The organism is Virgibacillus halotolerans, from assembly GCF_016908515.1.
GTDB classification, from domain to species: domain Bacteria; phylum Bacillota; class Bacilli; order Bacillales; family Amphibacillaceae; genus Virgibacillus_M; species Virgibacillus_M halotolerans.
This window is the reverse complement of sequence record NZ_JAFBEA010000001.1, coordinates 1,069,298-1,091,271: the sequence shown is the minus strand read 5'-3', so window position 1 is coordinate 1,091,271 and position 21,974 is coordinate 1,069,298. Positions and strand designations below refer to the sequence as shown.

21 protein-coding genes are annotated in these 21,974 nt (G+C 38.5%); 15 read left to right on the top strand and 6 right to left on the bottom strand.

Annotated features, from left to right (window positions below):
- Positions 1-57: 57 nt before the first annotated feature.
- From JOC34_RS06040 to JOC34_RS06030, 3 genes are all read left to right on the top strand, one after another.
- Complete coding sequence (locus tag JOC34_RS06040) at positions 58-2,817, top strand: UPF0182 family membrane protein (protein ID WP_338062636.1); 2,760 nt, start codon at positions 58-60, stop codon at positions 2,815-2,817.
- A gap of 105 nt (positions 2,818-2,922) precedes the next feature.
- The gene (locus tag JOC34_RS06035; RefSeq protein WP_205135799.1) at positions 2,923-3,528 is read left to right on the top strand and encodes a methyltransferase; all 606 of its coding nucleotides are present in this window, start codon (positions 2,923-2,925) and stop codon (positions 3,526-3,528) included.
- Positions 3,529-3,666: 138 nt separating this feature from the next.
- Positions 3,667-4,500 (top strand): MetQ/NlpA family ABC transporter substrate-binding protein, encoded by an 834-nt coding sequence (locus JOC34_RS06030; RefSeq protein ID WP_205135798.1) that lies wholly within the window; start codon positions 3,667-3,669, stop codon positions 4,498-4,500.
- Positions 4,501-4,541: 41 nt separating this feature from the next.
- Here JOC34_RS06030 and JOC34_RS06025 read toward each other — a convergent pair whose 3' ends face one another.
- The gene (locus tag JOC34_RS06025; protein ID WP_205135797.1) at positions 4,542-5,201 is read right to left on the bottom strand and encodes a methionine ABC transporter permease; all 660 of its coding nucleotides are present in this window, start codon (positions 5,199-5,201) and stop codon (positions 4,542-4,544) included.
- Positions 5,201-6,217 carry a methionine ABC transporter ATP-binding protein gene (locus tag JOC34_RS06020; RefSeq protein WP_205135796.1) on the bottom strand — a complete coding sequence of 339 codons (1,017 nt, stop codon included), beginning with the start codon at positions 6,215-6,217 and terminating at the stop codon, positions 5,201-5,203. Before JOC34_RS06020 ends, JOC34_RS06025 begins: the two co-directional genes overlap by 1 nt.
- Positions 6,218-6,757: 540 nt before the next feature.
- On the opposite strand from JOC34_RS06020, the gene ectA reads away from it, so the two are divergent.
- The 3 genes from ectA to JOC34_RS06005 are packed head-to-tail and all read left to right on the top strand — an operon-like array spanning position 6,758 to position 9,076.
- Positions 6,758-7,339 carry a diaminobutyrate acetyltransferase gene (gene ectA / locus JOC34_RS06015; RefSeq protein WP_205135795.1) on the top strand — a complete coding sequence of 194 codons (582 nt, stop codon included), beginning with the start codon at positions 6,758-6,760 and terminating at the stop codon, positions 7,337-7,339.
- A 48-nt stretch (positions 7,340-7,387) separates the two neighbouring features.
- The gene (ectB, locus tag JOC34_RS06010) at positions 7,388-8,635 is read left to right on the top strand and encodes a diaminobutyrate--2-oxoglutarate transaminase (protein ID WP_205135940.1); all 1,248 of its coding nucleotides are present in this window, start codon (positions 7,388-7,390) and stop codon (positions 8,633-8,635) included.
- 54 nt (positions 8,636-8,689) lie between these two features.
- Entirely contained in the window at positions 8,690-9,076 is a 387-nt protein-coding gene (locus JOC34_RS06005; RefSeq protein WP_205135794.1) for an ectoine synthase, read from the top strand.
- 61 nt (positions 9,077-9,137) lie between these two features.
- On the opposite strand, the gene JOC34_RS06000 is transcribed toward JOC34_RS06005, so the two are convergent.
- Complete coding sequence (locus JOC34_RS06000; protein ID WP_205135793.1) at positions 9,138-10,331, bottom strand: cytochrome P450 family protein; 1,194 nt, start codon at positions 10,329-10,331, stop codon at positions 9,138-9,140.
- Between the two features lie 223 nt (positions 10,332-10,554).
- Between JOC34_RS06000 and JOC34_RS05995 the strand changes: the two genes are divergently transcribed.
- From JOC34_RS05995 to JOC34_RS05985, 3 genes are all read left to right on the top strand, one after another.
- Positions 10,555-11,241, top strand: coding sequence for a FadR/GntR family transcriptional regulator (locus tag JOC34_RS05995; RefSeq protein ID WP_205135792.1), 687 nt, complete (start codon positions 10,555-10,557; stop codon positions 11,239-11,241).
- 2 nt (positions 11,242-11,243) lie between these two features.
- A complete protein-coding gene (locus tag JOC34_RS05990; protein WP_239544072.1) occupies positions 11,244-12,494 on the top strand; it encodes a CynX/NimT family MFS transporter in 1,251 nt (416 codons plus the stop codon).
- Between the two features lie 256 nt (positions 12,495-12,750).
- On the top strand, positions 12,751-13,509 hold the full coding sequence (locus JOC34_RS05985; protein ID WP_205135791.1) for a fumarylacetoacetate hydrolase family protein: 759 nt from the start codon (positions 12,751-12,753) through the stop codon (positions 13,507-13,509).
- A 72-nt stretch (positions 13,510-13,581) separates the two neighbouring features.
- On the opposite strand, the gene JOC34_RS05980 is transcribed toward JOC34_RS05985, so the two are convergent.
- Together JOC34_RS05980 and JOC34_RS05975 are read right to left on the bottom strand one after the other, a co-directional pair.
- Entirely contained in the window at positions 13,582-15,156 is a 1,575-nt protein-coding gene (locus JOC34_RS05980) for a flotillin family protein (RefSeq protein ID WP_205135790.1), read from the bottom strand.
- 69 nt (positions 15,157-15,225) lie between these two features.
- Positions 15,226-15,765 carry an NfeD family membrane protein gene (locus tag JOC34_RS05975; RefSeq protein ID WP_205135789.1) on the bottom strand — a complete coding sequence of 180 codons (540 nt, stop codon included), beginning with the start codon at positions 15,763-15,765 and terminating at the stop codon, positions 15,226-15,228.
- 268 nt (positions 15,766-16,033) lie between these two features.
- Here JOC34_RS05975 and JOC34_RS05970 point away from each other — a divergent pair, with 268 nt between their 5' ends.
- From JOC34_RS05970 to JOC34_RS05945, 6 genes are all read left to right on the top strand, one after another.
- Complete coding sequence (locus tag JOC34_RS05970) at positions 16,034-16,615, top strand: histidine phosphatase family protein (protein ID WP_205135788.1); 582 nt, start codon at positions 16,034-16,036, stop codon at positions 16,613-16,615.
- A gap of 48 nt (positions 16,616-16,663) precedes the next feature.
- On the top strand, positions 16,664-17,554 hold the full coding sequence (locus JOC34_RS05965) for an ROK family protein (RefSeq protein ID WP_205135787.1): 891 nt from the start codon (positions 16,664-16,666) through the stop codon (positions 17,552-17,554).
- A gap of 31 nt (positions 17,555-17,585) precedes the next feature.
- A complete protein-coding gene (locus JOC34_RS05960) occupies positions 17,586-17,966 on the top strand; it encodes a VOC family protein (RefSeq protein WP_205135786.1) in 381 nt (126 codons plus the stop codon).
- 275 nt (positions 17,967-18,241) lie between these two features.
- On the top strand, positions 18,242-18,673 hold the full coding sequence (locus tag JOC34_RS05955) for a hypothetical protein (protein WP_205135785.1): 432 nt from the start codon (positions 18,242-18,244) through the stop codon (positions 18,671-18,673).
- A gap of 29 nt (positions 18,674-18,702) precedes the next feature.
- A complete protein-coding gene (locus JOC34_RS05950) occupies positions 18,703-19,803 on the top strand; it encodes a BRCT domain-containing protein (protein ID WP_239544148.1) in 1,101 nt (366 codons plus the stop codon).
- Positions 19,804-20,056: 253 nt separating this feature from the next.
- Entirely contained in the window at positions 20,057-21,286 is a 1,230-nt protein-coding gene (locus JOC34_RS05945; protein WP_205135783.1) for a dicarboxylate/amino acid:cation symporter, read from the top strand.
- A gap of 137 nt (positions 21,287-21,423) precedes the next feature.
- On the opposite strand, the gene JOC34_RS05940 is transcribed toward JOC34_RS05945, so the two are convergent.
- Entirely contained in the window at positions 21,424-21,948 is a 525-nt protein-coding gene (locus JOC34_RS05940; protein ID WP_205135782.1) for a GNAT family N-acetyltransferase, read from the bottom strand.
- Positions 21,949-21,974: the final 26 nt, after the last annotated feature.

Sequence of the window (21,974 nt, the reverse complement as noted above, 5' to 3'; positions counted from 1 at the left end):
ATCTCTTTATCTGGTATCATAGTAGTAGATGTAAAAGAATTTTTTGGGGGGCTTTTTTTGAATAATAATCAACTTTTTACGGAGGCACAATTGCAGAAGATGAAGCAATTTGGAAAGCGTTTTGGAGTGATTGCGGGTATTATCTTTGTGCTTCTGCTCATTGTGTTTTCCGGTTTTCACTGGGTTACCAATTATATTTGGATGGATACATTGGACTTTGGTGGCGTGTACCTGAAGATTTTCTCCAGTAAAATGGTCCTTGGTGCAAGCGGATTTATTCTTTTTGCGGTAGTTACATATTTCTCGCTATGGTGGATCCGGCGTTCCTACGTTAGCCACTTTGGCCCACAGCATTTACCACCAGGCTTTCCCAAGCGTAAACTAAGTAATTGGATTATGCTGATTGGAGCGATCCTGATTGGTGCACTTGGCAGTAGTATTGTACAGGGAGTCGGCTGGGAGCCCGCACTGAAAATGCTGAAGCATGTATCATTTGGGAAAACGGATCCCTATTTCGGTATGGACGTGTCTTTTTATATGTTTGTCCTGCCATTTATCAAGTTTGCGATCTATGTTTTGCTTGGCCTTGGTATCTTTTTCTTGTTACTCGAGATCGGGGTGTATTCGGCATTCAATATCTACCGAATGAATCGTTCCGCACAAATACATATGGGTGTGACCTTGGCATTTATTGGTCTGCTTCTAGCTGGAATTCATTTACTTGCACCATATGAAACACTGTTGACAGATTATGTCAATATTTTTCAGAAGAGTGTTGTATCAGGATTAAGCTATACGGATAAAGTAATTAACATTCCAAAATCTTACATTCTTGCAGCGGTTGCGATTATCACGACGATTTGGATGATTGTTGCACTTGTTAAAGGCAAATTGAATTCGATCATGGTACCTGTGATTGTATATATTGCTTTTGTCATTGTTGGTCAAGGTGCATCGATCGTTACACAGAGCTTCATTGTATCACCAAACGAATTCGCTAAAGAAAAGCCCTATCTGGAACATAATTTGAAGTTTACGAGAACAGCTTATGATTTAGATACGATTGAAGAAAAGGAAAATCCGGGTAACGATACCCTGACCACGGATCTGATCAAACGCAATCAGTTAACGATTGATAATGTAAGACTCAACGATTCACGGCCATTGCTTGATATTTATAATCAGCTGCAAACGTTCCGTACGTACTATAAGTTTAATGGGATGGACATTGATCGATATCAAATTGATGGGAAGTATGAACAGGTTTTCGTCGGTGCTAGAGAGTTGAGTACAGCGGACTTACCATCACAGGCACAAACTTGGGTAAACCGGACATTAAGATATACCCATGGCTATGGCGTTGCCATGAGTCATGTCAACAAAGTAACCAAAGAAGGGCAACCAGAATATATGATGAAAAACATCCCATCTGAAGGGGTATTAGATGTAACACGTCCCCAAATCTACTTTGGTGAGGAAGATTATCCAAACGTGATTGTCAATTCGAAGGTGGATGAATTTGATTATCCAACCGGGGATGAAAATAAGTCATCTCGTTTTGAAGAAAAGTCAGGTATTCCTTTGAAAGGTCTGAACAAGTTTTTGTTTGCGCTAGATGAGGGATCATTCCGGATGTTCGTTTCTGATCAGCTGACAAAGGAGAGCCAGCTATTAGCTACAAGGAATATTATGGACCGCGTAAAACGGATTGCACCATTTTTCCAATATGATGATGATCCATATATCTTTGTGCGTGAAGATGGTACGCTTGCCTGGATGATGGATGCTTATTTGTCAGGTGAACGTTATCCTTACTCGGAACCACACGCAGGTAATGAAAATTATATCAAGAATTCAGTGAAGGTAGTCATTGATGCTTATAGTGGGGAAGTTAATTTCTATATAGCGGAACCGGATGAACCTTTGCTGCAAACTTATCAAAAGATATTCCCGGATCTATTTACAGAGGATGTGCCTGAAGATATACAAGCACACTTCCGCTATCCGGAAATGTTGTTTAACATTGAAGCAAATATGTATGGAACCTATCATATGTCCAATTTGGAAATATTTTATAATCGGGAAGATTATTGGCAGTCTCCGACCGAAAAATATTTTGACGAAGATATTGAAATGGAACCTTATTATATTACGATGACATTGCCGGATCACGATGAGGAAGAGTTTGTTTTGATGAAGCCTTATACACCAAAAAATCGGCAGAATATGATTTCCTGGATCGGGGTACGTAATGATGGGGAACATTATGGCGAAAAGGTTGTTTATCGCTTTCCGAAACAAAAGAATATTTATGGACCACAGCAAATCGAAAATCGAATTAATCAAGATAGCCATATTTCCCAACAAATGAATCTTTGGTCACAAGGTGGTTCGAAGGTAATTAGAGGAAATCTACTTGCGATCCCGATTGAAGATACTGTATTGTATGTGGAACCTATCTATATCGAGTCTTCCAATAAAACTTCTCTTCCCGAGGTGAAACAAGTCGTTATGGCTTATGGAGAGCAAATTGTAATGGAAGAAACATTTGATCAGGCACTTGAAAAAATATTAAGTGCTGTTGACCCGGATGCTACCGATAAAGGAAAAGATAAAGAAGAGGATAAAAATAAAGAAGAAACGGACCAGGAGGAAGGTCAGGAAGAAGAAACTGAGCCTATCCTTGAGGCGCAAGAAATGCTACAGGAAATTTCAACGCTATTTGATGATTATCGTGATGCGATGGCTGAAGGAAAATGGGAAAAAGCCGGTGAAATCATGGAAAAAATTGAAGCTAAGTTGAACGATGAACAATGATGAATCAATAGAGGAAAGCACTCCGAAACATGGGGTGCTTTTTGCTATAAGAGGTTGTTCAAAATCGCACTATATTCATATAAATAAAGGATGGAGCGCGGGCCAATGAAAGAACATTATTATGAAAAGCTGCTACATATAAAAACCGGTGGATACCAAAAGGAATATGATGCGTTATCACACAATCACCCATACGAGCCAACGGAATATGAGGTATTGGAATTGCTATTGGAGCAATATGAATTCAAACAAGATGATTGTATGGTTGACTTTGGTGCAGGAAAAGGAAGGTTATGCTTCTTTATCCATTATTTTAAAAAAATAAGAGTGAAAGGGGTCGAAATGGATGATACGTTTTATCAGCAGGCTGTTAAAAATAAGAAAAAGTATATGAAGAAAACGAAAAAAGGCCAAGAGACCATTCAATTTCATCATGAACTGGCTGAAGTATATGAAATTGCTGATTCAGACAATCGATTTTATTTTTTTAATCCCTTTTCTGTCCAAATTTTCATGAAAATCATTCAAAATATTTTACGTTCCACAGAGGAATCCCCACGGGAAGTTGAACTGATATTATATTATGCATCAGAGGATTACATCTATTTTTTGGAGAACAATACACCATTTCAATTGAAACAGGAATTGTTTGTTTCACGATTATATGATAATAATCCATATGAGCGGTTTTCAATTTACCATTTATCATGAATCTAAAAGGGTGAAATTGTTCGATTGATTGAAAATTAATTGACAATAGTAAGAAAGTTGTATAATATAATCATTAATCATATTATACCTAGTAGTAAAGTATGAATAAAATAAAAATGTAATGTGAGGAGATGGGGAATGAAAAAGTTTAAAATTGGGGTTTTAACATCGGTTTTTTTGTTATTTATTTTCGTGTTAGCTGCATGTGGCGGAGAGGATGATACCGCTGAAGGGGAGAAGACAACATTTACAGTCGGCACGTCACCCGGTCCTTATAGTGAATTATTTTTAGATGGCATTAAACCAATCCTGGAGGATCAAGGGTACACTGTTGAGGACGTTGATTTTACAGAGTTATTGCAAGCAGATATAGCGTTAGATGAAGGATCTGTGGATCTTAACGTGGATCAACACACCGCCTATATGGAGAATTTTAATGAGGAAAAGGGTGCTGACCTTGTTGCCTTAACACCAATTCCTACCGTGCCAACCGGTATTTATCCAGGGGAAAAATCTTCTTTAGATGATATTGACGCAGGTGATGTTGTAGGCATTCCAAATGATCCATCCAATGCCGCCAGAGCGTATGCACTACTGCAAAAAGCAGACTTAATAAAAATTAAAGATGATGTGGAACTAGTCAAAGCAACACAACAAGATATCGAAGAAAATTACAAGGATATAAAAATTACTGAAATGGACTCAGCGCAAATACCACGATCAATGGATGATTTGGATTATGGGGTTATTCCTGGAAGTATTGTATATTCATCCGGTTTAGATGCTTCTACTAGCTTACTTTCCGAAGATATTTTAAAGGAATTGGAATTAGTCGTTGTTGTTAATGGAGATGACGAAGACAGTGAATGGGCACAAGCTGTAAAAGATGCCTACGAATCTGATGAATTTAAGGAATATATGGAAGAACATAATGATAGTGATTACTGGTTTATTCCAGAAGAACTTCAATAGTAACGAAAAAACGCGTCACACCTATTGGTGACGCGTTTTTTCTATTCTCTTCTTACTTTAGCGGCAAGCCAATTACCAAACGACTGCATAACTTGGACAAATACAATTAAAACAACTACTGTAACCAGCATAATAAAGGAATCAAATCGCTGGTAGCCATAGCTGATTGCTAAATCACCAATCCCGCCGCCACCAACTGCGCCTGCCATCGCAGTGGCACCAAGCAATCCAATTGTCGCTGTTGTTAAACTTAGAATTAATGAACCCAGGGCCTCTGGGATAAGGAAATACCAGATGGTTTGGAATGGCGTTGCTCCCATGGATTCTGCCGCTTCTATAATTCCATCATCCACTTCCAGGATCGAGTTCTCTACTACCCGAGCGATAAATGGTGCAATATAAATGATAAGCGGAACGATTGCTGCCGGTGTTCCAATCGAGGTATGGACAATTAACCGTGTGAACGGGATAATTGCAACGAGTAAAATAATGAATGGCAGCGATCTGAATATATTTACAATCGGGTTCATTATTTTATAAAAAAGTTTACTTTCAATGATGCCACCGGGGCGGGTTACAACAAGCAAGATGCCAAGTGGAATACCAATGATAGAACCGATCACAAGTGAAAATCCAACCATATAAAATGTATCGATCATGGATTGGATAAACTGATCCATGGTAACTGTTGTTTCAAACATTATTTAGCCAACTCCTTCGCGCCAATTTCAGGATGGCTTAAATAGCCTGCAGCCTTCTCTAATAGATCTTTCTCACCGATAAGTTGCAAAACCAGATAACCAATCGTATCATCCTTAATTTCATTGATACTCGCAAAAACAATGTTTACCGTAATGTTAAAGGTTCGAATCAGATCATTCACAATCGGATTTGTGTCATTTTGATCAAAAGGTACTTTAAATAATCGACTGTTGGGAACGTCCTTTATTTTATTTTTAACACTGGCAGGAATTTCATCATGGATGACGGTTTGAACAAACTTTTTCGTTGAAGTTTGTTGAGGTGATCCGAAAACATCTAAAACATTTCCTTCCTCAATGATTTCTCCATTCTCCATCACAGCTACACGATTACAAACTTTTTGAATGATACTCATCTCATGTGTAATGATCAAAATAGTTATGTTGTATTCCTCATTTATCTTTTTAAGTAAATTTAAAATCGAATCGGTTGTTTGTGGATCCAGCGCCGATGTTGCTTCATCACATAATAATACGGAAGGGTTGGATGCCAAAGCCCGGGCGATGCCAATTCGCTGTTTTTGGCCGCCCGATAATTCATTTGGATAGCTTTCAGCCTTATCTGCTAACCCAACAAAATCAAGCAACTCCAACACGCGATCCTTGATTTGAGTTTTATTTACTTTAGATAAAACGAGGGGAATAGCAACATTTTGAAAAATTGTTTTTGAATTCAGTAAATTAAAATGCTGGAAAATCATGCCGATATTTTTTCTGGCATCCCTTAATTGACTCGTGCTATATGAACCAAGATCTATACCATTAATAAAAACTTGACCACTGGTCGGTTTTTCTAAAAAGTTAATCATACGGATCAGTGTACTTTTCCCTGCGCCGCTATAGCCGATAACTCCATAAATATCCCCTTCATTTACTTTCAAGTTCACCTGATGAAGTGCTTCTGTTTCTACTCCTTTTCGTGTATATGTTTTTGAGATATGCTTCATTTCTATCATGATTATTCCCCCTGGCTGCTAAAGCATTTATTAAAGAATCATATAATTCCTATGATTATACTATAGATTGAATATCATGTCACTCGAATAAAGGAGACGTTGTGTCCTTTTTGCATAACGATGCAGGTAGAATTAACATCTTTTGAAAGAAATCTAGTCGCATGTATATATTATTTCTGTGGAATTGGAATACAGGTGCCTAAGTAAAGATGCTTGATTATTGCATGAATGACATTGGAATAAAGACTTGAAAACTGTATGGATGCGGCTTAATACCTTTTGATCTCTTTTTACTATATTGTTGGTACCTCCTAAAAATTCCGCATATTCCATGCAATTTACAGCTATTAAAAGGCATTCCCCCCTGAGACCCCACTAAACGTACTTGATAATGATTAATCACGCTATATGATGTTTAATTCGTTTTGACGGAAGTAAGCATTAACTTTAAGCTAATAGATGTGTTGTTTTAACAGAGCGGAAAAATTAAAACTTTCCTCATGTATAAGGGCAACGAAGGCACTCGCGATTAAAGGCATAATGAATGCGAAGTTTTCTAAAAAACTTGGAGGTGAGAGCATCTATTCAGTTGAAACGAGTAAAGTAAATGTAAAAGAACCAGAAACGAAATTTCATTTTCGTAAGCCAAATAAAGAAGATGGCGCTCCGGTTTGGGAACTTGTGAAACAGACAGGCGTCCTGGATCTTAATTCTTCCTACAGCTATATTATGTGGTGTGAAATTTTTTCCGAAACATCCATTGTAGCCGAAAGAGAAGGGAAGATTGTTGGCTTTATTTCCGGGTTTATACATCCGGATACAAGGGATACGCTGTTCATCTGGCAGGTGGCTGTGAATGAATCCGAACAAGGACAAGGATTAGCAACCAAGATGTTGTTTGAATTGCTGAATCGCGATTTCGATCAACAACTTGATTATTTAGAAGCGACTGTGTCCCCGTCAAATACCCCATCAAATCATTTATTCTGGGGGCTTGCAAACAAGCTTGAGAGTAATTGTGTAATATCTGATTATATTTTGGCTGAAGATTTCCCAAATGAAGAAGAAGATCATGAAGAGGAAATTCTATTCAGAATAGGACCAATTAAATTACAAAAATAAAGGATAAGGGTGATTTGTGTGTCAGTCGGAGCAGTAGCAGAATCGAAGATGAAAACATTTGAGGAAATTGAATCAGCAGTGAGAAGTTACAGCCGTAGTTGGCCAACGATTTTTGAAAAGGCCAAAGGATACAAGCTGTGGGACATAGATGGAAGAGAATACATTGATTTCTTTGCAGGTGCGGGTACATTGAATTATGGTCATAACGATGACAAAATGCAGGCAAAGATGATTGAATACATTCAGAATGATGGTATTATTCACAGCTTGGATATGGGAACAAATCCGAGGAAAGAATTTCTGGAACAGTTTAAGAAAACCATTCTAGAGCCACGTAATCTGGATTATAAGATAATGTTTCCCGGACCAACAGGTACAAACACTGTTGAAAGCGCATTGAAAATAGCTCGAAAAGTAACCGGACGGGATACAGTGATCAGTTTTACGAACGCATTTCATGGCATGACAATTGGTTCACTTTCTGTTACAGGTAACTCATTTAAACGACATGGTGCAGGAATTCCACTTCACCATACCGTATCAATGCCATTCGATGATTATGTGGAAGATCAGGATTCAATTGCTTACTTGGACCGATTTTTAGAAGATAGTGGAAGTGGCGTGGCATTGCCGGCAGCAATCATCTTGGAAACGGTACAAGGTGAAGGTGGGATTAATGCTGCACGGTTAGAATGGTTGAAAAAGGTGGAAAGCATCTGTAAACGCTGGGATATTTTATTAATCATTGATGACGTTCAAGCGGGATGTGGTAGAACAGGTACATTCTTTAGCTTTGAGCCTGCTGGAATCAATCCGGATGTTGTTTGCCTATCCAAATCAATTGGCGGCGTTGGACTGCCAATGGCAATCACACTAATCAAACCGGAATATGACCAATGGGGCCCAGGTGAACATAACGGAACATTTCGCGGAAATAACTTGGCATTTATTGCTGCAACAGAAGCGCTAAAGAATTGGGAAGATGATGCATTTAGTATTGCGATTAAAGAAAAGGCAGAATTCCTTAGTAATTTCATTGAAACGCTGATAAAAAAATACCCAGAATTAAAAGGGGAAGCGCGTGGTAGAGGGTTAATGCAAGGGATCGCCCTTGGCGTTGATTCACTAGCAGTTGACATATGTGCAGAAGCATTTAAACGTGGGTTAATTGTAGAAACGTCAGGTCCTAATGATGAGGTTGTTAAATTCCTTCCACCGCTAATCATAGATTTCGAAGGACTGGAAGAAGGCTTGCGTATTCTTGACGAAAGTATTGCACAAGTACTTGCATCCTAATTTACAAATAAATATTACAAAATATAACGCTTAGACGACAAAGGAGAGATAGAAATGATTGTAAGATCACTAGAAGATATTGTAGGAACAGAAGACGAAACAACAGGTGAAACATGGGCAAGCCGCAGATTTTTATCGAAAAAAGATGGTGTTGGTTTTAGTGTAAACGACACGATTATTAAAGCAGGTACTGAAAGCTATTTCTGGTATAAAAACCATATTGAAGCGGTTTATTGTATCGAAGGCGAAGGAGAAATTGAAAAGATTGAAACCGGAGATGTTTACCCGTTAAAAGCCGGTACAATTTATGTTTTAGACGAACACGATAAACATTATCTTCGGGCAAAAACGCAAATGCGTATGGTGTGTGTATTCAACCCACCACTAGTTGGGACAGAAACACATGATGAAGAGGGCGTTTATCCATTATTGACAGAATAAAATAATAGCAAAGAGGAGGAATCTGGCTGATGCTAGGTTCCTCCTCTTTTTCTTAGATCGTTTATGTAGATATAGGCAGTTCCTTAACGCCTCTAACGATCATGCCTGCACGCCATTCAAGATTTTCCTTATCTTCATTCAATGTCATACTAGGGAAGCGCCTTAGCAGACTATTAATGGCTATTTCACCTTCCAACCGGGCAAGTGGAGCGCCAAGACAAGCGTGAATGCCCTTGCCAAAGGCTAAATGTCTGCTTTTTTGCCGTGTAATATCAAATATTTCCGGGTCTTTAAATTGATTTGGATCATGATTTGCTGAATTAAGAACGACAATCACTAAATCCCCTTTACGAATGGATTCCCCTTTGAAATCTAAATCCGCTCCTGCCCAACGTGATGTACTAAATTCAACGGGATCATTATAGCGTAACACTTCTTCTATCGCAGTATGAATCAATACTGGTTGTTCTTTTAATAAAGCCATCTGCTTTGGGTTCTCTAATAAAGCCATCACACTATTGCCAATTAAATTTACGGTCGTTTCGTGACCGGCAATAATTAATAGTGACACGACGCCGTATAGCTCCTGCTCTGTTAATTGGTCCCCTTGTTCTTCTGAAACAAGCAGTTTACTAATCAAATCCTCACCTGGACTTTCTCGCATAATCGCAAACCTTTTTCCGAGGTAAGCAACAAAATCCTTCATGTGTTGTTCCATATTTTGAGCGAATTCACCATTTGAGCCTTCTATCATTGAATTGGACCAAATGCGAAACTTATCACGATCCTCGGTCGGAATCCCTAGCATCTCACAGATGACGATAATCGGTAGGGGGAATGCAAACACATCAATAAGATCTATCTTATCTTTATCTGCAATGTGATCAAGCAGTTCATCGGTAATTTCCTGGATACGATCGCGCATACCAGCAATCATTTGCGGTGTGAATGCTTTGGAAACGAGTCCGCGTAATCGTTTATGATCAGGCATATCCGCAAAAAGCATATTTTGGCTAAAGACACTGCTATGTTCCATGTTGTTACCAGTAAGTTTTGTGAAATCTTTTATGAACCTTTGATCTTTTAATGCTGCAAGCGCATCGTCATATTTCGTGATCATCCACGCGTATTGGCCATCTGGAAGTAGTACATAGGAAACGGGTGCTTCCTCTCTTAGCCTCGTATATGCGGGATAAGGGTCTCGTGTAAATGCATCGGTGAATAAGGTGTGTTTCGATGATTCTGTTGGTTTCATTTGTATCTTCTCCCTTCAAATATCCGTGTTCTTATGCTTGCCATCGTTCGTTAGTATGATTCTTATTTAATGATAACATAGCCGTCCCTTTTACTACCTGAATAATTTGATTAATAAGGCAGCGAAGCAATATATGTGAATTATCTTTTAAATTTACACAGAAATAAAGTCGTGATAATATATCCTATATACCAATCATCCTACAACTTTAGGAGCGTGTAAAATGTTAAAGAAAACGAGCCGTGTATCTTTGGTTGAGCAAGTAGCATCACAAATGGAAGAATTAATTGGAAATGGACATTGGGCAGTGGGCAACAAATTACCACCGGAAATGCAATTGATGGAAGAATTTGGTGTTAGCAGAAATACATTAAGGGAAGCCATCCGTGCGTTAGTACATGCTGGTCTTTTGGAAACAAAACAAGGAAGCGGAACAGTAGTCCGTTCGAAGAGTTCCCTCGGTGTTGCATTGCATCGTCACTTTGAAAAATCGAGTCTAATAGAGACATTAGAAGTTCGTTTAGCGTTAGAAAGAGAAGCTGCTCAGTTGGCTGCTAAACGAAGGAGTGAAGCTGATGTAAAGAAACTGCAGGAATATATTAAACAGTGTCAAGCTGCCGCAGAAATAAAAGATCTGGAAGCATTTATCTCCGCAGATATCTCATTTCACCAAATGATCGTAAAAGCTGCAAAAAATCAAGTGTTACTAGATTTATATGAACATATGACAGATGCTATTTATACTTCGATTCATGACATCATGTTGGATTCGCAGTTTAGTTATGATAACGAAATTCATCATGAACTACTGGAAGCTATTTGCGAACAAGATATACACGGTGCATCCACTTATGTGAATGAATATATTCATACATTTAAAAAGAGGTTTACAAATATAACGGAGGGTTAGTATTGGAAAAAAATATAGCAACTTTAGATAGCAATAAACAAAACAAAACAGCTAGTTGGGCACTATTGATAGGAATCATATTAATTGGCTCCAATCTCAGAGCGCCTCTAACTTCAGTCGGGTCCTTGATGTCATTTATTCGTGAGGACCTAGGACTCAGCAATACACTGGCCGGGACAATCACTACACTACCATTACTGGCTTTTGCATTACTTTCTCCATTCGCACCGAAGATTGCGAATCGAATTGGGATGGAATGGACCATATTCTTTTCTTTAATCTTATTAACAGCCGGACTCGTCATTCGCTCCTTTTTCGGTGTCACTTTATTGTTTGTTGGCACCGTATTAATTGGCTTAGCAATCGCAATCGGAAACGTTTTATTACCCGGGTTTATTAAAATGAATTTTCCGCTTAAAATTGGTTTGATGACAGGTATATACGCCGTATTTATGAATTTATTTGGTGCGTTAGCCTCTGGGTTAAGTGTGCCAATCTCATCTATTTCTGGAATAGGGTGGAAAGGATCATTAGCATTTTGGGGTATTCTTTCTATTGCGGCACTTCTCGTTTGGATTCCACAGTTACGAAAACAAACGGATTCACCTAAAGCAGTAGACACAAAGCCGCAGGAGAAACACAGTATATGGAAATCTCCTCTAGCCTGGTATATTACGATATTTATGGGCATGCAATCATTAGTTTTTTATACGTTAATAACATGGTTACCCGGAATTCTTCAAACGCATGGATATGGTGCTAGTGCAGCGGGATGGATGCTTTCACTTATGCAGTTTTCACTTATTCCAATTACGTTTATCGTACCAATTATTGCGGAGAAAATGTCTAACCAGAAATTACTTAGTGGTATAACAGGAGGATTATTTATCTTTGGTGTACTAGGATTGATTTTAGGTAATTCGGTACTTATTCCTGTCGCAGTAATATCATTGGGAATCGGGGCAGGTGCCGCATTTAGTTTATCCATGATGTTTTTTAGTTTACGAACTACGAGCGGTCAGCAAGCATCTGAAATGTCCGGTATGGCACAATCATTCGGTTATTTAATGGCTGCATCCGGACCTGTTTTATTCGGCGCGCTTCATGATTACAATAATAGTTGGATACTTCCGCTTGTTGTGCTGGGCGTTGTAGGAGGCATTATTTTTATTTGTGGTATACAAGCTGGGAAAAATAGAACGATATCAGATATTAGCGAACAAAAGAATAGACAACCAGTAGATATTGGCTAATAGCAAAAAGAAGGATGTCTCCAAAGGTATATTTCAAGCCTTTGGAGACATCCATTTTTCATCTTCGTGGGTTACTTATACGCGCAACTACAGACAGGTGAAGCGAGCCAAACTTCGAAATAAGACCTGCTAAATGTGCGTCACTTTTCCCCATTGCTTACAATATGCTTCAGATTCCGAGTGGATCATGATAAGATAGATGAAATAATCAGTTTTCAAAGATGATTTAAATAATTCAATGTGGAGGGAATAAGAAATGAAATATATCCGATTTGAAGCGGAAAATGAAACCATGTACGGAATGGTAGACGGGGAAAAGGTCACGAAACTTAGTGGCAATTTCATTGATGGAAACTCAGAAAAACTTGATCAAACCTATCAATTATCAGAGGTAAAGCTACTTCCGCCTGTTGCACCGAAGCAAATGGTTGTGATTGGATTAAATTATGAGAAACACGCCATTGAACAAGGAAAAGCTATTCCGGAAGAACCAATGATGTTCATGGTTTCTCCAGGCGCAATTATTGCAGATGGAGAGAAGATTGAGCTACCAACACTTGATCATAAAATTGATTATGAAGCGGAACTGGCAATTGTTATCGGAAAAGAGGCTTATCAGGTAAGCGAGGAAAAGGCACTTGGCCATGTATTTGGCTACACATGTTGTAACGATGTTTCTGATCGGATTTTGCAAAAGAAAGATGGACAATTTACTCGGGCAAAGTCATTTAAAACGTTTAAACCATTGGGGCCATGTGTCGAGACAGAATTAGATCCAAATAACGCCAACATAAAACTAACATTGAATGGTGAGGTTAGACAGGATTCAAATACGAATGATTTAATTCATCCTATCGAAAAGGTGATTGCAGCGATAACGAAAGTCATGACATTAAATCCTGGTGATGTGATATTAACGGGAACGCCTTCAGGAGTTGGAGCGTTGAGCCCGGGAGATAACGTGGAGATTGAAATTGAAGGCATTGGTAAGTTGACGAATGAAGTTGCTGATTAGAGAAGTAGAATACGGGGACAGTCCCCCATCACTTTAACACTTTAGTGAGATGGGGGACTGTCCCCGTAATGTTTACTTTTCTTCTTTATCTACTTTATCATCCTGTTTTTCTTCAGTTGCTGCTGGTTGTTCTGTGCTTTCTTTTGATTCATATCTTAATCGATCAAGATCGATGTCATCGAGCATGTTGCTTTTTCCTGCTATGTTTTCCAGTAAGTCTTTCACGTCAATGCCGGAAGAAGCTTTGAGTGATTCTTGCAGGGTAGACATCAAATCCGTTGCATAGCCGGTAACTTTATTAGCGCCACCTTTACTATCACTACCACCAGTGTCAACAACGGTAATCTTATCAATGTTACCGAGTGGGCCTGCCACTTCTTTGGCATATTCCGGTAGCATTTTCATGACCATATCAAGCACTGCAGCTTGCCCGTACTGATCGAAGGCTTCGGCGATTTTGCGTTTTGCTTCAGCTTCAGCCAAACCTTTCAGACGGATAATCTCTGCCTCTGATTCCCCTTGCGCCCGTAGCGCATCAGCTGATGCGAGACCATCGACACGCACTTGTTCAGCTTCAGCTTTGGCTTGTGTCTCGATACGATATTTGCTAGCGTCTGCTTGCGCATATTGTTTTGCCTTATCCGCAGTTGCAGCTTGCTCGACAGCGTAACGATCGGCATCTGCTTTCTTTTTGACCTCAGAGTCATATTGTCTTTCTCGTCTGAGAATTTCTTTTTCTTCCAATTCGATTTGCTTTTGACGTTCGATGATCTTGATTTGCATTTCCTGTTCGGTAACTTCCTGTTTGGATCGTGCAGTTTCCAGATCATAGGATTGGTCGGCACGCGCCCTGGCCAGGTCTGACTCACGACGGTAATCAGCTGTTTTTAATTGATTCTCTTTTTCCGCTTCTGCAATTTCTGTTGCACGCTCAAGCTCCGCCTTCTGGGCCTCTTTGTTTGCCATTGCTTCTTTAATACGTGTTTCCTTCACGGCTTCAGCTGTTGCAATATCTGCATCCCGTTTTACCTGGGCAATCCGTGGTTTACCTAAGGAATCCAAGTAGCCATTTTTATCTTTCACGTCTTTAATCGTAAAGGATACAATGATCAATCCCATTTTAGCCAAGTCCTGGGAGGCAACACGTTGAACCTCCTGGGAAAACTTGTCACGGTTCTTATAAATTTCTTCTACGGTCATCGAACCGAGTATGGAACGAAGATGGCCTTCTAATACTTCTTTTGCTTCATTTTCGCGTTCTGATTTCTTTTTACCTAAAAATTGTTCGGCGGCAGTGGCGATTTCACTAATGGATCCGCCTATTTTAAATATTGCTGTCCCATCAGCCATAACTGGAACACCTTGCTCTGTATAGACCTCAGGTGTTGTAACTTCCAGCTTGCTGGATAGTAAACTTAGTGGCTCCGCCTGTTGGAAAACGGGCAATACAAATGTACCGCCACCGCGAATAATTTTTATCTTATTGCCACCTTCATCAATATGTACATTCTTCCCGCCAAGATAGCTCCCCGTTACAATCAACGCTTCATCAGGTCCGGCGGTTCGGTATTTCGAAACGAAAACACCAATGAGTGCAATTAGTAAAAATGCGACAATTGCAATCACAATCCAAATTCCTTCAAACATTTCATTTCCCCCTTATTTTTTTATAATATCTATTAAAATATGAATCCACCATTTGGAACATATATTTAATTAAAGTGCATCCAAACCATTATAATCATATGGTTCTACATATAGAACCCCTTTTTCTACTTTAAGAACAAGCACTTGCATGCCTTCTGCGATGGCTTCGTTTTCTATGCCAGTGGCCGGCTTTGAAATCATGCCGAACTTACTTTCAATTACAATTTCACCGAATCCATCTTTGGGAATGGGGATAATAATTTTTCCGACTTTTCCTCTTAAAGATTCTTCGGTATAACTTAATGATTCTTCCGCAGAAGACAACGGAATTAGAATAAAGACATTCATGAGCGTATCCAGAATAAATGCGAGTACAATTGCGATGGCTGCGATAATCATACTATGTAGTGGTGTAACAAATTCTAATATATATCCTGTTGCTGCGAAAAAGGTAATAAAAGATAAAATGAGTACAGGGTTCAGAAAACCAACAGCCTCACCAATACCTTCTAATACGTCACCAAAGAAGAGGTAAAGCACGGTTAAGCCTCCTGCAATGATAAGTAATGTTAAATAAATATTTTCAATTGGCGCACCGAAAAGGGTCATGTAGATCACATCCTTTTATGTATGGTAAAGTATTCCTTATGAATCATACGGATGAAAGTGTTGTTTGGTTCCGTAAAAATCAAAAATTAAGTAATATCTATGTTAAATTTAGCAAAAATCGATTATATTATAAATATACGCTAAATCACTTCGAATAGCATTAGTTAATTGGAAGTTTTTTAATTAAATTTTCTTATATTAAATAAAGGTATGCTTACATAATTGATAATGTCAGTATTAGCGATACTTCATGGAGGAATGAATACATATGACAAGAATTGGTTTTATTCGACACGGTACGACAAATTGGAATAGGGAAAAGCGGGCACAGGGACATTCTGACATTCCATTGGATGAAATTGGACTACAAGAAGCGGAAAAACTCGCCGAACGTATAGGGGAAGAAAATTGGGACCTGATTTATTCCAGTGATCTGCTCCGGGCGCAACAAACAGCAGAAGCGATTGGAAAGCGTAATGATATACCAATTTATTTGGAAACAAGACTTCGCGAAAGAAGCGGTGGTCAGATTGAAGGAACAACAGAAGAAGAGCGTCTTGTGAAGTGGGGCGCTGATTGGCGAGAGTTTGAACTCGGGATGGAAACTGCAGATAGCGTCATAAAGAGAGGCTCATCCTTCCTAGATGAAGTGGTTCGCAATCATCCAGATGAAAATATTCTAATCGTCACGCATGGTGCTTTTATTAAATATTTGTTGACAGCATTGATTCCACAGTCCGAAAAAGCAGGTGAATCCATTCTTAATACATCACTCAGCTGTCTCATCAAAACCAATGACAGTTGGGAGCCAGAACTGTTGAACTGTACAAAGCATCTAATCGAGAGCTGACACGGTTTCATGTGTAAATGGTTTGTAAAAAAGAGAGGAGCGTTAAAAATGCTTGGAGCAATTGAAGCTGGCGGTACAAAATTTGTTTGTGCAGTCGGGGATCAGAATTATGATGTCGTTGATTTAGTTGAACTACCTACGACCACACCGGAAGAAACGATGAAACATGTAAAGGACTTCTTTAAACAATATGACGTATCGGCAATGGGAATCGGATCATTTGGACCTGCAGAAATCCAAACTCAATCCCCGAACTATGGCTGTATTACAACGACACCAAAAATCAAGTGGCGTAATTTTAATATACTAGATTCCATGAAAGAAACGATGGAAGTTCCGATGGTATTTCAAACCGATGTGACAATGGCAGCATTGGGAGAGGCGAAGTTTGGGGCTGCTGAGGGCTTATCAAATTGTATATACATAACGATTGGCACAGGAATTGGTGCAGGTGCGATTATTAATGGACAATTTTTAGAAGGGATGAGCCATCCAGAAATGGGGCATATTTTGGTGCAAACACATCCGGATGATCTGTTTGCAGGTGTTTGCCCTTATCACCAAGATTGTCTAGAAGGATTGGCTTCCGGACCAGCAATTGAAAAAAGATGGGGACAAAAGGCACATTTGCTTGCAGAAAATGAGGCAGTCTGGGAATTAGAAGGTTACTATATTGCACAGGCTTTGATGAATTATATTCTTACTTTATCGCCAGAAAAAATTATCCTAGGTGGGGGCGTTATGAAACAACGCCAGCTACTGCCGATTATTTATAAGCACGTAAAAGCATTAAATAAGGGATATGTTGCTTTTGATCAGTTAGAAGACGGCATTACTGATTATATTGTAACGCCAGGAATGGAAGGGCTTTCCGCAATTAAAGGCGGATTTTATGCGGCAAAAAACATGCAGAAAATACATCATTTGGGTCGAGGGTAGTATTCACTAAACATTCAGGGGGGATTTAAAAATGGGAAAAAATTTACCTGTAAAAAATCAGATGAACAGCGTCTTTATTCATGTGACAGATTTGAAGGCAGCGGTAAAGTGGTATGCTGATTTGTTAGGATTAGAGGTAGATATAGATAAAGTGGCTTCACCTGTTTACAATATACCGATAGTAGGGTCAACATCACTAACATTGGACGACCACACCTTTGACCCGGGATTCAAACATACAATAAGCCCAAGTCCGATTTTTAACTTTTACGCACCGAACATTGATGAAGCTTATCAATATGTTAAAGACAGGGGTATTGATATTGTAAGAGAAATAGAATGGGCAGCGGATACTGCCTGGTTCAACATAGGAGATCCTGATGGAAATATTGTAATGATTTGTAATTGTTAACGGTTGTAAGTCTAGGTTAATTTTACTGGATATCTAATAAAATCATAATGATCTTGCCGATTCTATAATTTAAATTTTGCCATCAGAATCCAAGTTTGTTTTGAAATATAACGCGAAGACAGAGATTGAGTGTGTTGTAGCTTTGAAACAAAGTCGATAATTTATAAAACAGTTTGATATAATAACATCGATAAGCTGGATTGTAACAATTCAATAAAGTGCTGATTGTAGAATGAAAATATATTTGGCTAACCAAAAAGGAGAGATGATTAGTTGTGTTGCAAGACAGGGTTAATGAATTAAAAAGTGCTATTTTGGATATAAAAGGAACAAAGGTTTATATAACGGGGTTTATGAGTGAAGAAATGTTGCAGCTTCATTTGACAGAAGGATCAAAAAACTGGAGTTCAATGGGATTATACGATGATGAAGATTTAGAGTTTCATAATATCAAAAACAATGCATTGTTCCTTGTTAAGAAAAACGGTTCCAAAGCTGTCAGGTATCAGTATAAATCTGTATTTAGAGATACGATTCAGTTTAAAGGTGAGGATGGAAAAAGTCTTTCCCTTATAATTAATATCAGGAAAAGCCAATATAGTGCCCATTATCATCTCTTAACTACAAAAGAATCCTTGCTGTTTAGCGGTAAAGATGATTTGGATAGCCATCTGCTTGAAAAATACGGTGTTAAATATTCCTATTAAAATACTGAGAGGTGACCAAATTGCAAAATATGATTCTGTTAGACATAGAAACGATGGATTTTGGTGTAGAATCGGGCATTTATGAAGTTGCTTTAATGGTCATAGAGAATGGAGAAGTTGTTTTAAGCGAGCATATTGCAGAGGTCAAAAACGGGACATTAATCCATTTGGGCATGGGGGAAGGATACGCAGATATTTCCGAAGATGATCTAAAGAAAGATCAGTTTCGCAACATTATTAATAGATATAATTACCCTGTTGTCGCTCATAATGTCTCTTTTGACCGGAAGTTTCTTGTTTATTATGGCTGGTTGGATGAAGATTATGAATGCTATGACTCTATACGCGCTATAAAGTATGAAAATCCAGATTTGTTTTCTTATTCGCTTGGATATCTATCATCCTTCTATAATATCAATCGACCACTAAAACATGTTGCTCTGGACGATGTAAAAGCACTTTATGAAGTCATTTTAAAAGCAAAACCTACTTTATGGGTGCCTTTGTACAAGGTTGCTCCAAGTAAGCTCAAAAATTTTGTGGAAGCTACTGCGAATGTGGAAGGGAAAAGTACGATTTTTCAAGGAAAACGCATTGTTTTTACTGGTGCAAGTCCTTTCCCAAGGGTGCTTATGAAAGAAATTGCATCGAAATGCGGGGCAGTCGTTACTGGGAGTGTATCATCTAAAACGGCTCTGCTTGTTTGCGGTGAAAGACCAGGAAGTAAATTGGATAAGGCCAAGGAATTGGGAGTCGAAATTCAGACAGATGAGTGGTTTATTGATGCTGTTTCAAAAGATTTAAATTTAGAAACGGTTTCGGTCACGCGTCAAAGTATAGCTGCTACTAATGAAAAACAAGAAAAGAATATTGTTGAAATTCCCGAATGGGAAGGGAGGTCTGTAAATATAGCTCTGCTTCCTGTTAGAATACAAAGAAGAGTTGAAGACATTCTGGTTCGTCAAATAAAAGTGAAAAAGATAAATAAAGGAACAAATGGTTATAAAGTTGATGTTATTATTCATTCTGACGATGGTGAGTATGCCCTAGTGAAAAAAGCAGAAGAATTGCAGATTGAAACCGTTCCATTATCCCAATTTAATCAAATGATTTTAGGTTACAAAGAATGATAATTCCATTTTGGGAGTTCTTTTAGTTTGAGGCGGTAAAACAATCTATTCCATAATCAATTACGAAAGATCACAGTGATATAATGATCAAACTTTATTTTAAACCCACATGTGCAAAAGGTTCATATTGGAAAGTGGCGTGGAATAACTTGTAATAACCCTCCTTTTATCTGAATATTATTAATTAACTAACATCATTTATCTTGGATTCATATAAATGATGATTAAATCTATTTTCCACAGGAGGGGCAGTATGTATGCTGTATGGAAATGGTATAGAGACAAGTCATTTGTATTAAAAATTACTACTGGGTTTATTCTGGGTGCAATTTTAGGATTGATTATCGGTCCGCAAGCTCAAGTGTTGTCTCCGTTCGGTGATATTTTCCTTCGTCTTTTGCAAATGATTATTGTTCCATTAATTCTTTTTACGCTTATTGCTGCGGTGAATATGACAAACCCGAAACAGTTGGGACGTGTTACTGTCAAAATATTTATCTATTATATTTTAACGACAGCAATTGCGATGTTAATCGGTATTATGCTTGGGACATTGTTTAACCCAGGGGTGGGATTAGAATTGACACAAACCCATGTCGAAGTGCCTGAAACACCGTCATTTATTGATACACTGCTAGCAATTATACCAACAAACTTTTTCGACTCTGTAGCAAATGGCGATATATTAAGCATTGTCTTTGTAGCCATGATTATTGGCTTTGTCATTTCCGGGATGCAGCATGGGAATGAACAAAAAGTGAGTGATTGGGGAAGCATGCTGTCGAAGTTGTTGGATGCTGGAACAGAAGTGACATTTCGAATTCTGAAAGGGATTTTACAGTATGCGCCAATTGGTGTTTTTGCGATTGCGGCTTCCAGAATTGGGCAACAAGGATTTGATGTTTTATATTCACTTAGCAGGTATGTTGGAGCTTCCTATGTAGGTGTAGCGATTCAATTTGCACTTGTTTACATGCTCATCCTGTTCTTATTTAAAATACCTGTCATGCAGTTCTTTAAAAATATTCGAGAAGCAATTATTACTGCTTTTATAACATCCAGTAGTCTTGGGACGCTTCCAGTAACAATTAAGTCTGCCGATAAAGCTGGCATCAATGCTACTATTTCCAGGTTTACTTTACCTATCGGAGCGACTGTTAACATGGATGGTTCTGCGATACATTTTGGTGTTGGAGCAGTTTTTGCTGCAAATATAGTTGGCTTTGAATTAACTTTCGGAGCAATTTTGGCAATTGTATTGGCAGGAACTTTGGCTTCTATCGGAACTGCAGGTGTTCCTGGTGCCGGATTGATCGGACTGTCCATTGTACTTACACAGGTGGGACTTCCCATTGAAATTGTTGCGCTGACAGCTGGTGTGAACGTTTTAACAGATATGATTTTTACAACTTGTAATGTTACTGGTGATTTGGCAGGAGCAGCAATTGTCAGCAAAAGTGAGAAAAACAAAGAATTAGTGTAGATTAAGAAGGGTCAAGGGTATGTAATGAACATGCAGTTAATAGGTAGAAAAGACAGAACCTTTAAAAGTGGTGTATTCTGGTCTCCGAATAAAAAGTAGCTCAGTCCACCATTTCGAACTGAGCTACTTTTTGAGTTCTACTTTTCTTCAACACATAATACGGAGACATTTTTCCAGCCATAAGCAACATCATCTACTACCGTTCCTCCAAACTCACTCTTTCTATGGAGATATTTCTTGCCCCCCATACGTTCATAGAAACCCAGCCCAGATTTATTTTGCTCCATTACCCACACCATCATAGAAGCAATACCTTTTTCTTCAAAATGCATAGCAATAGCCGAAACCAATTTTTTTCCTACACCTAAACCTCTAGATTCCTTTAATAGATAAAGTGAGTATAATTCTCCGTCAAAATGTTCGTTATCTATGCTTTTACCTGATGCAAAACCTATAACTTTTCCTACATCATTTATTGCAATATAAATAAAGGGGTCATTTTCGTTATTTAAAAAAGTAAGCCACCTTTGTTCCGCTTCTTCATATGATAATTTGTCCAAATAATCGTATGGTACTAAACCCTGATAAGTAGTTCTCCAACTATCAACATAAACCCTTGCCACTGCTTTTATATCTTCTTTACTTGCTTTTCTAACCTTCAAATTAATCCCTCCTAAATAGTACACAA

What these genes read in the sequence shown, in the direction of transcription:
- JOC34_RS05995 (WP_205135792.1), top strand. Translation starts at nt 10,555, where the DNA reads ATGTTAAAGAAAACGAGCCGTGTATCTTTGGTTGAGCAAGTAGCATCA.
- JOC34_RS06020 (WP_205135796.1), bottom strand. Translation starts at nt 6,217, where the DNA reads ATGATAGAAATGAAGCATATCTCAAAAACATATACACGAAAAGGAGTA.
- JOC34_RS06030 (WP_205135798.1), top strand. Translation starts at nt 3,667, where the DNA reads ATGAAAAAGTTTAAAATTGGGGTTTTAACATCGGTTTTTTTGTTATTT.
- JOC34_RS05965 (WP_205135787.1), top strand. Translation starts at nt 16,664, where the DNA reads ATGCTTGGAGCAATTGAAGCTGGCGGTACAAAATTTGTTTGTGCAGTC.
- JOC34_RS05950 (WP_239544148.1), top strand. Translation starts at nt 18,703, where the DNA reads ATGATTCTGTTAGACATAGAAACGATGGATTTTGGTGTAGAATCGGGC.
- ectA (WP_205135795.1), top strand. Translation starts at nt 6,758, where the DNA reads ATGAATGCGAAGTTTTCTAAAAAACTTGGAGGTGAGAGCATCTATTCA.
- JOC34_RS06035 (WP_205135799.1), top strand. Translation starts at nt 2,923, where the DNA reads ATGAAAGAACATTATTATGAAAAGCTGCTACATATAAAAACCGGTGGA.
- JOC34_RS05945 (WP_205135783.1), top strand. Translation starts at nt 20,057, where the DNA reads ATGTATGCTGTATGGAAATGGTATAGAGACAAGTCATTTGTATTAAAA.
- JOC34_RS06005 (WP_205135794.1), top strand. Translation starts at nt 8,690, where the DNA reads ATGATTGTAAGATCACTAGAAGATATTGTAGGAACAGAAGACGAAACA.
- ectB (WP_205135940.1), top strand. Translation starts at nt 7,388, where the DNA reads ATGAAAACATTTGAGGAAATTGAATCAGCAGTGAGAAGTTACAGCCGT.
- JOC34_RS06000 (WP_205135793.1), bottom strand. Translation starts at nt 10,331, where the DNA reads ATGAAACCAACAGAATCATCGAAACACACCTTATTCACCGATGCATTT.
- JOC34_RS06025 (WP_205135797.1), bottom strand. Translation starts at nt 5,201, where the DNA reads ATGTTTGAAACAACAGTTACCATGGATCAGTTTATCCAATCCATGATC.
- JOC34_RS05980 (WP_205135790.1), bottom strand. Translation starts at nt 15,156, where the DNA reads ATGTTTGAAGGAATTTGGATTGTGATTGCAATTGTCGCATTTTTACTA.
- JOC34_RS05975 (WP_205135789.1), bottom strand. Translation starts at nt 15,765, where the DNA reads ATGACCCTTTTCGGTGCGCCAATTGAAAATATTTATTTAACATTACTT.
- JOC34_RS05960 (WP_205135786.1), top strand. Translation starts at nt 17,586, where the DNA reads ATGGGAAAAAATTTACCTGTAAAAAATCAGATGAACAGCGTCTTTATT.
- JOC34_RS05985 (WP_205135791.1), top strand. Translation starts at nt 12,751, where the DNA reads ATGAAATATATCCGATTTGAAGCGGAAAATGAAACCATGTACGGAATG.
- JOC34_RS05970 (WP_205135788.1), top strand. Translation starts at nt 16,034, where the DNA reads ATGACAAGAATTGGTTTTATTCGACACGGTACGACAAATTGGAATAGG.